Origin of the sequence: Sapientia aquatica, assembly GCF_004358105.1 — a bacterium.
In the GTDB taxonomy this organism is placed as follows: Bacteria; Pseudomonadota; Gammaproteobacteria; order Burkholderiales; family Burkholderiaceae_D; genus Solimicrobium; species Solimicrobium aquaticum.
In genome coordinates this window covers 97,413-108,960 of sequence record NZ_SMYL01000011.1, presented here as the reverse complement: position 1 = coordinate 108,960, position 11,548 = coordinate 97,413, and the positions used below count along the sequence as shown (strand labels likewise).

The window sequence follows — 11,548 nt, the reverse complement described above, 5'->3', positions numbered from 1 at the left end:
GTCACACACCATTCTTCAACAACTACCGTCCACAGTTCTACTTCCGTACAACGGACGTAACTGGTTCGATCGAGTTGCCAGCAGACAAAGAAATGGTCATGCCAGGCGATAACGTTTCGATCACTGTTAAGTTGATTAACCCGATCGCGATGGAGGAAGGCTTGCGCTTCGCGATTCGTGAAGGTGGTCGTACTGTAGGTGCTGGTGTTGTTGCTAAAATTATTGCTTAATTCATTGCAATAGTTTTAAAAGTAGTAAGAGTTTGCAGTAAAAATCATCGCGGCAGTCGAAACAAATTAGGCTGCCGCGTTTCGTTCTTTAAAGGAAAATCATGTCTACACCAAATCAAAAAATCCGCATTCGTCTGAAAGCATTTGACTACAAGTTGATCGATCAGTCTGCTTTAGAAATCGTTGATACAGCAAAACGCACTGGCGCAATCGTTAAAGGCCCAGTTCCACTGCCAACACGAATTCAACGTTTTGACGTATTGCGTTCCCCACACGTTAACAAAACTTCACGTGACCAATTCGAGATCCGTACTCATCAGCGTTTGATGGATATCGTTGATCCAACAGAAAAAACTGTTGACGCATTGATGAAGTTGGACTTGCCAGCTGGCGTTGATGTGGAAATTAAATTGCAATAATCTAGAAAATAGTGTTGTAAATTATTTTTACGTGCTATAATTTTAGGCTTCGGTGTGGATTTGTCTGCCTTTTGGTTTTGGGGCTGCAAATCCGCATGTTTTAAGTGATACACTAGGGTTGTCACATACACAGTCAGCCCCACCCAATCGTAGGTGGGAATGGAGAATACAATGAGCTTGGGCCTTGTTGGTCGCAAGGTTGGTATGATGCGCATTTATACGGATGACGGGGATTCAATTCCAGTCACTGTTTTAGATGTCTCAAACAACCGTGTGACACAAATCAAAACACCTGAAACTGACGGTTATACCGCAGTCCAGGTAACTTTCGGTCAGCGCCGTGCATCCCGCGTAACTAAAGCGGCTGCAGGTCACCTCGCAAAAGCAGGTGTTGAAGCTGGTACTGTCTTAAAAGAATTCCGCATTGATGCCGCTAAAGCAGCTGAACTCAAGGCAGGCGATGTTGTGCCTGTTGGTATGTTCGAAGCTGGCCAAGCTGTGGACGTTCAGGGTGTAACTATCGGTAAAGGTTACGCTGGTACTATTAAACGTCACCACTTCGCTTCAGGTCGCGCATCGCACGGTAACTCCCGTTCACATAATGTTCCGGGTTCTATCGGTATGGCGCAGGATCCAGGTCGTGTTTTCCCTGGTAAGCGCATGACGGGTCACTTGGGTGACGACACTCGTACAGTGCAAAATTTGGTGATCGCTCGTATCGACGCGGAACGCCAATTGTTGCTCGTTAAGGGTGCGGTTCCAGGTGCAAAAAATGGTCAGGTTATCGTTACTCCTGCCATCAAAGCTAAATTAAAGAAGGGAGCTTAATCCATGGAACTCAAGCTCCTAAACGCACAAGGACAAGCTGCTGCTGAAGTTGCTGCGCCAGATACAATTTTTGGCCGTGACTACAATGAAGCCTTGATCCATCAAGTTGTCGTTGCTTTCCAGGCAAATGCTCGTAGCGGTAATCGCAAGCAATTGGGTCGTGACGAAGTGCATCACACAACTAAAAAGCCATGGCGTCAAAAAGGTACTGGCCGCGCTCGTGCTGGTATGTCATCTTCGCCTTTGTGGCGTGGTGGTGGACGTGCTTTCCCTAATTCGCCGGATGAAAACTTCTCGCAAAAAGTTAACAAGAAGATGTATCGCGCAGGTATCTGCTCGATCTTATCTCAGTTAGCGCGCGAAGGTCGTTTGTCTGTGGTGGAAAACTTTGCTGTGGAAGCGCCAAAGACAAAATTATTGTCCGAAAAATTGAAGACAATGGGTTGTCTGGATTCAGTATTGATTATTGCTGATGAGTTTAATGAAAACTTGATGCTTGCATCACGTAATTTGCCTAACGTATTGGTTGTAGAGCCGCGTTACGCAGATCCAGTATCTTTGGTGTTCTTCAAGAAAGTGTTGATCACTAAGCTGGCATTGGCAAAGATTGAGGAGATTCTGGCATGAGCACACTAGTTAAATTTAGCGAAGAGCGCCTTTTAAAGGTGTTGTTAGCGCCAGTGATTTCTGAAAAAGCGACTATGGTTGCTGAGAAGCATGAGCAAGTGGTTTTCCGCGTAACTCAAGATGCTACTAAGCCAGAAATTAAAGCTGCCGTTGAGATGCTGTTTAAGGTTCAGGTTGAATCTGTGCAAGTTGCGAATCGTCAAGGTAAACAAAAACGCAGTGGACGTTTTGTTGGCCGTCGCAATCATACCAAGCGTGCGTTTGTATGCTTGAAGCCAGGTCAAGAAATTAACTTCACCGAGGAGGCTTAATAATGGCACTCGTTAAGGTAAAGCCAACCTCGCCTGGTCGTCGTGGTATGGTAAAAGTAGTGACAGAAGGCTTGCATAAAGGCCGTCCGTTCGCTGCTTTGTTAGAAAAGAAATCAAAAACTGCTGGCCGTAACAACAATGGTCACATTACTACTCGTCATATCGGCGGTGGTCATAAGCAGCATTATCGCGTTGTTGACTTCAAGCGCACTAAAGATGGTATTCCAGCGCGTGTTGAGCGTATTGAATACGATCCTAACCGCACAGCGCACATTGCATTGTTGTGCTACGCGGATGGTGAGCGTCAGTACATCATCGCTACAAAAGGTATGGCTGCTGGAGATCAGGTTATGAACGGCGCGCAAGCACCGATCAAATCGGGTAACTGCTTGCCAATCCGCAATATTCCAGTCGGTACAACTATGCATTGCGTAGAAATGTTGCCAGGCAAAGGTGCTCAAATTGCACGTACAGCCGGTGCTGGTGTTGTATTAATGGCTCGTGAAGGCATTTATGCTCAAGTTCGTTTGCGCTCTGGCGAAGTTCGCCGTGTGCATATCGAATGCCGCGCAACTGTAGGTGAGGTTGGTAACGGTGAGCACAATCTGCGTAAGATCGGTAAAGCTGGTGCGATGCGTTGGCGTGGTGTTCGTCCTACCGTTCGCGGTGTGGTAATGAATCCGGTTGACCATCCTCACGGTGGTGGTGAAGGTAAGACTGCAGCTGGTCGTCATCCAGTGTCACCATGGGGTCAGCAAACCAAGGGTAAGAAGACACGTCGCAATAAGCGTACGACTTCCATGATCGTTTCACGCCGTGGTAAGAGATAAGGGGTAGCACATGACACGTTCATTGAAAAAAGGGCCATTCTGTGATGCCCACTTGGTGAAAAAAGTCGAAGCCGCGCAAGCGATCAAAGACAAAAAGCCTATCAAGACATGGTCACGTCGTTCAACGATTATGCCTGACTTCATTGGTTTGACCATTGCAGTCCATAACGGTAAGCAACATGTGCCTGTGTATGTTTCTGAAAACATGGTTGGTCATAAACTCGGCGAATTCGCATTGACTCGTACGTTCAAGGGTCATGCTGCTGATAAAAAGGCTAAAAAATAAGGTGCGATGATGGAAACTAAAGCAATTCTACGCGGAGTACGTTTATCAGACCAAAAAGGTCGTCTGGTAGCTGATCTCATTCGCGGTAAAAAAGTAGATCAAGCATTGAATATTTTGGCCTTCAGCCCTAAAAAAGGTGCAGCAATCATCAAGCGTGTGTTGGAGTCTGCAATTGCAAACGCCGAACATAACGACGGTGCTGACATCGATGAGTTGAGAGTTAAAACTATCTATGTTGAAAAAGGTGCGGTTTTGAAGCGCTTCACAGCGCGTGCAAAAGGCCGTGGTGATCGTATCTCTAAACAATCCTGTCACATTTATGTGACTGTCGGTAACTAAGGAGTCACGATGGGACAGAAGATACATCCAACCGGTTTCCGCTTAGCGGTAACACGTAATTGGTCTTCACGCTGGTACGCAGGTAACGATAATTTCGCTACCATGCTCGGCGAAGATTTGAAAGTTCGTGCTTACCTCAAAAAGAAACTGAAGAACGCATCCGTAGGTCGTATTACTATCGAGCGTCCAGCGAAAAATGCCCGCATTACTATTTATAGCTCACGCCCAGGCGTAGTTATTGGTAAAAAAGGCGAAGACATTGAAGTGTTGAAAGCAGAATTGTCCAAATTGATGGGCGTTCCAGTTCACGTCAATATCGAAGAAATTCGCAAACCAGAAATCGATGCGCAACTGATCGCCGATTCTATTGCTCAGCAATTAGAAAAACGCATCATGTTCCGCCGTGCCATGAAGCGCGCAATGCAAAACGCTATGCGTTTAGGCGCTCAAGGTATCAAGATTATGTCTGGTGGTCGTTTGAACGGTATCGAAATCGCACGTAAAGAATGGTATCGCGAAGGCCGCGTGCCTCTGCATACATTGCGCGCTGATATCGACTACGGTACAAGTGAAGCACAAACAACGTACGGTATTATCGGCGTTAAAGTATGGGTTTATAAAGGTGATCGTTTAGCTAATGGCGACGCTCCAGTTATTGAGTCCACACCAGAAGACGATAAAAAACGCCGCGGTCCACGTCGTGAAGACGGTAAGCCAGCTGCCCGTCCACGTTCTAAGCAAAACACAACCGGCGCTCCAGCACCAGCTGCTAAGCGTGTGCGCTCTGCGGCTCCAGCTGCAGCAAAAGCACCGGCTGAGAAAGCAGGAGAATAATCATGCTGCAACCAGCACGCAGAAAATATAGAAAAGAGCAAAAAGGCCGTAACAAGGGGATTTCACATTCCCGCGGTACCGCCGTTTCGTTCGGTGAATTTGGCTTAAAAGCAATTGGTCGTGGCCGTATTACAGCCCGTCAAATTGAAGCTGCACGTCGTGCAATGACTCGTCACATTAAACGTGGTGGTCGTATCTGGATTCGTATTTTCCCAGATAAGCCAATTTCACAAAAACCTGCCGAAGTCCGTATGGGTAACGGTAAAGGTAATCCGGAGTACTACGTTGCCGAGATTCAACCAGGCAAAATGTTGTACGAGATGGATGGTGTTGATGAGGCGCTTGCGCGTGAAGCTTTCCGCTTGGCCGCAGCCAAACTGCCGTTATTGACTACGTTCGTCGTGCGTCAAGTCGGCCAATAATAGGGGTTGAAAATGAAAGTATCTGAACTCCGTGGCAAAGACGAAGTGACTTTGACTAAAGAGCTGAATGAATTGTTGAAGGCGCAATTTAGTTTGCGTATGCAATTGGCTACTCAGCAATTGAACAACACTTCTCAGCTTAAAAAGGTGCGTCGCGATATCGCACGTGTGAAAACGGTCATGAATCAGAAGGACGACAAATGAACGATCAAGTTAAACAAGCTTTAAAGCGTACTCTGATTGGTACAGTTGTTTCCGACAAAATGGACAAGACTGTTACCGTGTTGATTGAGCGCCATGTTAAGCATCCTTTGTACGGCAAAATTATTGTTCGTAGTAGTAAATACCATGCGCACAATGAAGGCAATGTAGCTAAAGAAGGCGACGTTGTTGAAATTCAAGAAGGTCGTCCGATTTCTAAGACGAAAGCATGGTCAGTAACACGCGTAGTACAAGTTGCACAAATCGTGTAATTAGCTATTGCATTTATCTGAAATTGCTGTGATAATAGCTGGCTGTCGTTTGTGATGCATCCAATGCGTAGCAAACGACAGATTAAAAAATGGCTTTTTTCGCTGTCAATGTGAAAAAAGTGGCGCAGTTAATAACCAATCGTCCACCTAATCAGTAAGTGGTTTTTCATTTACTGGCGGGACCAAGACTGACCATCAATTTGCATTGTGCAGACGCATTATGTAAATCGTGGATTAAGTTGGGAAAGAGAACATTATGATTCAAACAGAAAGCCGGCTCGAAGTAGCTGACAATACTGGCGCACGCGAAGTTTTGTGCATTAAGGTATTGGGCGGTTCTAAGCGTCGTTATGCAGGTATCGGTGACGTAATTAAAGTCACTGTTAAATCTGCTGCGCCAAGAGGGCGTGTAAAAAAAGGTGAAATTTACAACGCTGTTGTAGTTCGCACTGCTAAAGGTGTTCGTCGTCAAGATGGATCATTAGTTAAGTTCGATGGTAACGCAGCAGTGTTATTGAACGCAAAACTTGAGCCTATCGGCACTCGTATTTTTGGACCGGTCACACGCGAATTGCGTACTGAGCGCTTCATGAAAATCGTGTCTTTAGCTCCTGAAGTTCTGTAAGGGGTCGTTATGAATAAGATACGTAAAAACGACGAAGTCATCGTCTTGACTGGTAAAGACAAGGGCAAGCGCGGCGTTGTTCAGCAATGGGTAGACGCAGGGCATGTTGTTGTTGCTGGTGTTAACGTCGCTAAAAAAGCGGTTAAGCCAAACCCAATGACAGGCGCAACTGGTGGCATCGTAGATAAGTTGATGCCTATTCATGTGTCAAACGTTGCATTGTTCAATGCAGCTACTGGCAAGGCAGATCGTGTTGGATTTAAAGTTGTGGACGGCGTTAAAGTTCGCGTATTTAAGTCTAATGGCGAAGTTGTGAAGGTGTAACGAATCATGGCACGTCTACAAGACATTTATAAAGAAAAAATCGTTGCTGATTTGACCGCGAAGTTTTCGTACAAATCATCAATGGAAGTGCCGCGTATCACTAAGATTACCCTCAATATGGGTTTATCTGAAGCGATTGCGGACAAAAAGATTATTGAACATGCGGTTGGCGACTTAACTAAGATTGCTGGTCAAAAACCAGTGGTAACTAAGGCTCGCAAAGCGATTGCAGGTTTCAAGATTCGTGAAGGCTATCCAATTGGTTGTATGGTTACATTGCGCGGTGCGCACATGTACGAATTTTTGGATCGTCTGATCACTGTGGCTCTGCCACGTGTTCGCGATTTCCGCGGTGTTTCTGGTCGTGCGTTCGATGGTCGTGGTAACTACAACATCGGCGTAAAAGAACAGATCATTTTCCCAGAAATCGAATACGACAAGATTGATGCTTTGCGTGGTATGAATATTAGTATCACCACCACAGCTAAGACCGATGAAGAAGCGAAAGCTCTTCTCGCCGCATTTAAATTTCCGTTCAGAAACTGAGGTCGCCATGGCAAAATTGGCACTGATTAACCGTGAGCAAAAGCGCGCAGACTTGGTAAAGAAATTTGCCGGCAAGCGTGCAACTTTGAAGGTCATCATTGATGACCAATCAAAAACTGAAGAAGAGCGCTACGAAGCGCGTCTCCAGTTGCAAGCTTTACCACGGAATTCAAACCCGACACGTCAACGCAATCGTTGCGCTTTGACAGGTCGTCCACGTGGCACATTCCGTAAGTTTGGTTTGGGCCGTATTAAACTCCGTGAAGTCGCCATGCGTGGTGAAGTTCCCGGAATGACAAAAGCTAGCTGGTAATAGGAGAATATGCAATGAGTATGAGCGATCCTATCGCCGATATGTTGACCCGCATTCGTAATGCGCAAGTTGTTCATAAAACTGCGGTTGCTATGCCATCATCAAAAGTAAAAGTTGCTATCGCAAACGTACTGAAGGATGAAGGTTACATTGAAGACTTCGCCATTAGCGAAACTGCTGGTAAGGCAGAATTGAAAATTGGCTTGAAATATTATGCAGGTCGTCCTGTAATTGAGCGTTTGGAACGTGTTTCACGTCCTGGACTGCGCATTTACAAAGGTAAGGGCGATATTCCAAACGTGATGAATGGTTTGGGCGTGGCGATTGTTTCCACACCTAAAGGCGTCATGACAGACCGCAAAGCGCGCGCAACCGGTGTCGGTGGCGAAGTGATTTGCTACGTAGCCTAAGGAGCGGAACATGTCTCGAGTAGGTAAAATGCCGATTGCTGTTCCAGCAGGTGCGCAAGTGTCTATCACGGCGCAGCAAATCGTAGTCAAAGGTCCATTGGGTGAATTGGCCCAAGCCTTGAATGGTCTGGTTAAAGTTGTTAATGACAATGGTTCGTTGAAATTTGAGCCAGTTAGCGAAGCGCGTGAAGCCAATGCAATGACCGGTACATTACGTGCCTTGGTCAACAATATGGTGAATGGCGTAACCAAAGGCTTTGAGAAGAAATTAAACTTGGTTGGCGTTGGTTACAAAGCGCAAGCACAAGGCGATAAATTGAATTTGTCGTTGGGTTTTTCTCATCCAGTAATTCATGCAATGCCTCAAGGTGTTAAGTGTGAAACACCAACACCGACAGAAATCCTGATCAAAGGGATTGATCGTCAAAAAGTGGGGCAGGTAGCCGCCGAAGTTCGTGCATATCGTCAACCAGAGCCGTACAAAGGCAAGGGTGTTCGTTATGCTGATGAGGTGGTTGTGCTCAAAGAAACCAAGAAGAAGTAATAGGGGTTGACGATGGACAAGAAACAATCACGTCTGCGCCGCGCACGTCAAACCCGTGCCAAGATCGCAGAATTAAAAGTGAATCGCCTAGCAGTGCATCGCACCAACTTGCACATTTACGCCAATATTATTGGGCCAGATGCAAAGATTTTGGCATCGGCATCCACAGTAGAAGCGTCGGTTCGTGCAGAATTGGCAGCAGCATCTGGGAATGGCGGAAACGTTGCAGCAGCTACTTTAGTTGGCAAGCGTGTCGCTGAACAGGCATTAAAAGCAGGGGTTACCGAAGTTGCATTTGATCGCTCCGGTTTCCGTTACCATGGTCGCATCAAGGCGCTTGCAGAAGCTGCCCGTGAAGCTGGCTTGAAGTTCTAAGGAAAATTCGTCATGGCAAAAATGCAAGCGAAAACAGCATCTGACAAACCAGATGATGGTATGCGCGAAAAAATGATCGCGATCAACCGCGTAACCAAAGTGGTTAAGGGTGGTCGTATCATGGGCTTTGCAGCGTTGACCGTTGTTGGTGACGGTGATGGCCGTATCGGTATGGGCAAAGGGAAGTCGAAAGAAGTTCCTGTTGCTGTACAAAAGGCTATGGAAGAAGCGCGTCGTAAAATGATTAAAGTAACGTTGAAAAACGGTACTTTGCAGCACACAGTAACTGGCCAGCACGGCGCATCCAAAGTGATGATCATGCCAGCTAAAGAAGGTACTGGTGTTATCGCTGGTGGTCCAATGCGCGCAATCTTTGAAGTAATGGGGATTGTGAACGTGGTTGCTAAGTCTAACGGCTCAACAAATCCATATAACATGGTTCGTGCCACATTGGACGGTTTGTCCAAGATGAGTACTCCTTCGGAAATCGCTGCTAAACGTGGCAAATCCGTTGAAGAAATTCTCGGCTAAGGTGATCGAAATGACAAAGACATTAAAAGTAACTTTGGTCAAAGGTTTGATTGGTACTCGCGAATCACACCGTGCAACCGTACGTGGCTTAGGCTTGCGTCGTGTTAATTCAGTTTCTGAATTGCAAGACACACCATCCGTACGCGGCATGATCAACAAAGTCTCGTATCTTGTGAAGGTTGTATCTTAAGCCGTTGGGCTTGGGATCGGAGCAAATTATGGAATTGAATAACATTCAACCTGCTGATGGCGCAAAACACTACAAACGTCGTGTTGGTCGCGGTATCGGTTCAGGCTTAGGTAAAACATCTGGCCGTGGTCACAAAGGACAAAAGTCCCGTACTGGCGGTTTTCATAAAGTTGGTTTTGAAGGCGGTCAAATGCCTTTGCAACGTCGTTTGCCAAAACGTGGTTTTAAATCACTGGCAACGCCTTACAAAGCAGAAGTCCGTTTGTCACAATTGGATTCCTTGCCTATCGCAGAAATCGATATTTTGGCTTTGAAACAAGCTGGAATGGTTCCTGAATTAGCGCGCGTAGTTCGTGTGATTTTATCTGGCTCTATCACTAAGAAAGTGACATTGACAGGTTTGATCGTGACTAAAGGTGCAAAAGCAGCTATTGAAGCCGCTGGCGGCTCGATCGCTTAATGCACACACTGGAGCAATAATTGGCGACAACTCCTCAGCTATCTAAAGGTGCTGCCAGCGGTTTTCCTTGGGGAAGACTGTGGTTTCTATTGGCAGCATTAGTAGTTTATCGGATCGGTGCCCATATTCCTGTGCCAGGTATTGACCCAGCGCAATTAGAGCAACTGTTTAAACAAAACTCTGGTGGTATCTTGGGTATGTTTAATATGTTCTCCGGTGGTGCTTTATCGCGCTTCACGATTTTTGCGCTAGGGATCATGCCGTATATTTCAGCATCAATTATTATGCAATTGATGTCGATAGTTTCTCCTCAGCTAGAAGCTCTCAAAAAAGAGGGCGAATCGGGCCGTAGAAAAATTACGCAATATACACGTTACGGAACTTTGTTATTGGCGGCAGTGCAAGCTTTTGGTATCGCAGTAGCGTTGGAACACCAGGCTAATCTCGTGATCGAGCCAGGCTTAGCGTTCCGCCTCACCACAGCAGTTACCTTGGTAACTGGAACAATGTTTTTGATGTGGTTAGGTGAGCAAATTACCGAGCGCGGCTTAGGTAATGGTATTTCTATCATTATTTTCGCTGGTATCGCTTCCGGTTTGCCTAATGCGGTGGCAGGTTTGTTTGAGTTGGTGCGTACAGGTTCGATGAATCCGTTCTCAGCAATTCTGATCTGTTTGATTGCGGCTGGTGTGACTTACTTAGTTGTCTTTATCGAACGCGGTCAGCGTAAGATTTTAGTTAATTATGCTAAGCGACAAGTTGGTAACAAGATTTACGGTGGGCAGAGTAGTCATTTGCCGCTGAAGTTGAACATGGCTGGTGTTATTCCTCCAATTTTTGCTTCGTCGATCATCTTGTTCCCAGCAACAATTACTGGATGGTTTGTAACTACTGGCGATAATTCCTCGTTCATGCGATTCTTAAAAGATCTCGCGGTATCGATGGGTCCAGGCGAACCAATTCATGCTTTGTTGTACGCTGTGGCAATTGTATTTTTCTGCTTCTTCTATACTGCGTTGGTATTCAACAGTAAAGAAACTGCGGATAACCTGAAGAAAAGTGGTGCGTTTGTTCCGGGTATCAGACCTGGTGATCAAACAGCGCGTTATATCGACAAGATTTTGATGCGTTTGACTTTGGCTGGTGCAGTTTATATCACCCTAGTTTGTTTGTTGCCTGAGTTTCTGGTTGCGAAATGGAAAGTACCGTTCTCTTTTGGTGGAACGTCTCTGTTGATTATCGTAGTGGTAACGATGGATTTCATGGCGCAAGTGCAAAACTATGTCATGTCTCAGCAATATGATTCATTACTTCGTAAAGCAAACTTCAAGGGCGGAACTTCATCACGGTAACGTGGTTGAGTGCAGACAAGAATGGCAAAAGACGACGTAATTCAGATGCAGGGCGAGATTCTTGAGAATCTTCCAAATGCAACATTTAGAGTAAAGCTTGAGAATGGACATGTAGTGTTAGGCCATATTTCTGGAAAGATGCGTATGAACTATATCCGCATTCTGCCAGGTGACAAGGTGACAGTAGAATTGACGCCTTATGATTTAAGCCGAGCACGTATCGTGTTCCGTACCAAGTAACTTTATTAGTAAAACCAGCAGTATTAGGAAAGAGGGCAA

The 11,548-nt window shown here is 45.9% G+C and carries 24 protein-coding genes; all 24 read left to right on the top strand.

All coding sequences use genetic code 11. The features are described 5' to 3' along the window. The coding region (locus E2I14_RS16620) for an EF-Tu C-terminal domain-related protein (RefSeq protein ID WP_454877245.1) at window positions 1–230 on the top strand (230 nt) is incomplete at its 5' end. A 101-nt stretch (window positions 231–331) separates the two neighbouring features. Next, entirely contained in the window at window positions 332–649 is a 318-nt protein-coding gene (rpsJ, locus tag E2I14_RS16615) for a 30S ribosomal protein S10 (protein ID WP_105530990.1), read from the top strand. Between the two features lie 171 nt (window positions 650–820). After that, window positions 821–1,477: a 50S ribosomal protein L3 gene (gene rplC, locus E2I14_RS16610; RefSeq protein WP_133330591.1), complete on the top strand. Its 657-nt coding sequence runs from the start codon at window positions 821–823 to the stop codon at window positions 1,475–1,477. 3 nt (window positions 1,478–1,480) lie between these two features. Then, window positions 1,481–2,104, top strand: a complete 624-nt coding sequence (gene rplD, locus E2I14_RS16605; RefSeq protein WP_133330589.1) for a 50S ribosomal protein L4 — start codon at window positions 1,481–1,483, stop codon at window positions 2,102–2,104. Next, window positions 2,101–2,415 carry a 50S ribosomal protein L23 gene (gene rplW / locus E2I14_RS16600; RefSeq protein ID WP_133330587.1) on the top strand — a complete coding sequence of 105 codons (315 nt, stop codon included), beginning with the start codon at window positions 2,101–2,103 and terminating at the stop codon, window positions 2,413–2,415. Before rplD ends, rplW begins: the two co-directional genes overlap by 4 nt. Window positions 2,416–2,417: 2 nt before the next feature. Further along, entirely contained in the window at window positions 2,418–3,245 is an 828-nt protein-coding gene (gene rplB, locus E2I14_RS16595; RefSeq protein ID WP_133330585.1) for a 50S ribosomal protein L2, read from the top strand. 10 nt (window positions 3,246–3,255) lie between these two features. Beyond that, window positions 3,256–3,531: a 30S ribosomal protein S19 gene (gene rpsS / locus E2I14_RS16590; protein WP_105530985.1), complete on the top strand. Its 276-nt coding sequence runs from the start codon at window positions 3,256–3,258 to the stop codon at window positions 3,529–3,531. A gap of 6 nt (window positions 3,532–3,537) precedes the next feature. Further along, window positions 3,538–3,870, top strand: coding sequence for a 50S ribosomal protein L22 (gene rplV, locus E2I14_RS16585; protein ID WP_206105662.1), 333 nt, complete (start codon window positions 3,538–3,540; stop codon window positions 3,868–3,870). Between the two features lie 9 nt (window positions 3,871–3,879). Beyond that, the gene (gene rpsC / locus E2I14_RS16580; RefSeq protein WP_133330581.1) at window positions 3,880–4,704 is read left to right on the top strand and encodes a 30S ribosomal protein S3; all 825 of its coding nucleotides are present in this window, start codon (window positions 3,880–3,882) and stop codon (window positions 4,702–4,704) included. Between the two features lie 2 nt (window positions 4,705–4,706). Then, on the top strand, window positions 4,707–5,126 hold the full coding sequence (rplP, locus tag E2I14_RS16575) for a 50S ribosomal protein L16 (RefSeq protein ID WP_133330579.1): 420 nt from the start codon (window positions 4,707–4,709) through the stop codon (window positions 5,124–5,126). Window positions 5,127–5,138: 12 nt separating this feature from the next. After that, the gene (rpmC, locus tag E2I14_RS16570; protein ID WP_133330577.1) at window positions 5,139–5,330 is read left to right on the top strand and encodes a 50S ribosomal protein L29; all 192 of its coding nucleotides are present in this window, start codon (window positions 5,139–5,141) and stop codon (window positions 5,328–5,330) included. Then, a complete protein-coding gene (gene rpsQ / locus E2I14_RS16565; RefSeq protein ID WP_133330575.1) occupies window positions 5,327–5,599 on the top strand; it encodes a 30S ribosomal protein S17 in 273 nt (90 codons plus the stop codon). Before rpmC ends, rpsQ begins: the two co-directional genes overlap by 4 nt. 256 nt (window positions 5,600–5,855) lie before the next feature. Then, the gene (rplN, locus tag E2I14_RS16560) at window positions 5,856–6,224 is read left to right on the top strand and encodes a 50S ribosomal protein L14 (protein WP_006464924.1); all 369 of its coding nucleotides are present in this window, start codon (window positions 5,856–5,858) and stop codon (window positions 6,222–6,224) included. Between the two features lie 9 nt (window positions 6,225–6,233). Next, window positions 6,234–6,548, top strand: coding sequence for a 50S ribosomal protein L24 (gene rplX / locus E2I14_RS16555; RefSeq protein WP_133330573.1), 315 nt, complete (start codon window positions 6,234–6,236; stop codon window positions 6,546–6,548). A 6-nt stretch (window positions 6,549–6,554) separates the two neighbouring features. Beyond that, on the top strand, window positions 6,555–7,094 hold the full coding sequence (gene rplE / locus E2I14_RS16550) for a 50S ribosomal protein L5 (RefSeq protein WP_133330571.1): 540 nt from the start codon (window positions 6,555–6,557) through the stop codon (window positions 7,092–7,094). Window positions 7,095–7,101: 7 nt separating this feature from the next. Beyond that, the gene (rpsN, locus tag E2I14_RS16545; protein ID WP_133330569.1) at window positions 7,102–7,407 is read left to right on the top strand and encodes a 30S ribosomal protein S14; all 306 of its coding nucleotides are present in this window, start codon (window positions 7,102–7,104) and stop codon (window positions 7,405–7,407) included. A gap of 14 nt (window positions 7,408–7,421) precedes the next feature. Continuing rightward, the gene (rpsH, locus tag E2I14_RS16540; protein ID WP_133330567.1) at window positions 7,422–7,817 is read left to right on the top strand and encodes a 30S ribosomal protein S8; all 396 of its coding nucleotides are present in this window, start codon (window positions 7,422–7,424) and stop codon (window positions 7,815–7,817) included. Between the two features lie 10 nt (window positions 7,818–7,827). Further along, the gene (rplF, locus tag E2I14_RS16535) at window positions 7,828–8,361 is read left to right on the top strand and encodes a 50S ribosomal protein L6 (protein WP_133330565.1); all 534 of its coding nucleotides are present in this window, start codon (window positions 7,828–7,830) and stop codon (window positions 8,359–8,361) included. Window positions 8,362–8,373: 12 nt separating this feature from the next. Beyond that, window positions 8,374–8,736 (top strand): 50S ribosomal protein L18, encoded by a 363-nt coding sequence (gene rplR / locus E2I14_RS16530; RefSeq protein WP_133330563.1) that lies wholly within the window; start codon window positions 8,374–8,376, stop codon window positions 8,734–8,736. Window positions 8,737–8,748: 12 nt separating this feature from the next. Continuing rightward, window positions 8,749–9,267, top strand: a complete 519-nt coding sequence (gene rpsE / locus E2I14_RS16525; RefSeq protein ID WP_105530973.1) for a 30S ribosomal protein S5 — start codon at window positions 8,749–8,751, stop codon at window positions 9,265–9,267. Between the two features lie 10 nt (window positions 9,268–9,277). Further along, window positions 9,278–9,457, top strand: coding sequence for a 50S ribosomal protein L30 (gene rpmD / locus E2I14_RS16520; protein WP_206105661.1), 180 nt, complete (start codon window positions 9,278–9,280; stop codon window positions 9,455–9,457). A gap of 28 nt (window positions 9,458–9,485) precedes the next feature. Further along, entirely contained in the window at window positions 9,486–9,917 is a 432-nt protein-coding gene (gene rplO, locus E2I14_RS16515) for a 50S ribosomal protein L15 (RefSeq protein WP_133330561.1), read from the top strand. Window positions 9,918–9,937: 20 nt separating this feature from the next. Beyond that, window positions 9,938–11,269, top strand: coding sequence for a preprotein translocase subunit SecY (gene secY / locus E2I14_RS16510; protein ID WP_133330560.1), 1,332 nt, complete (start codon window positions 9,938–9,940; stop codon window positions 11,267–11,269). A gap of 21 nt (window positions 11,270–11,290) precedes the next feature. Beyond that, window positions 11,291–11,509: a translation initiation factor IF-1 gene (infA, locus tag E2I14_RS16505; protein WP_005663428.1), complete on the top strand. Its 219-nt coding sequence runs from the start codon at window positions 11,291–11,293 to the stop codon at window positions 11,507–11,509. Window positions 11,510–11,548: the final 39 nt, after the last annotated feature.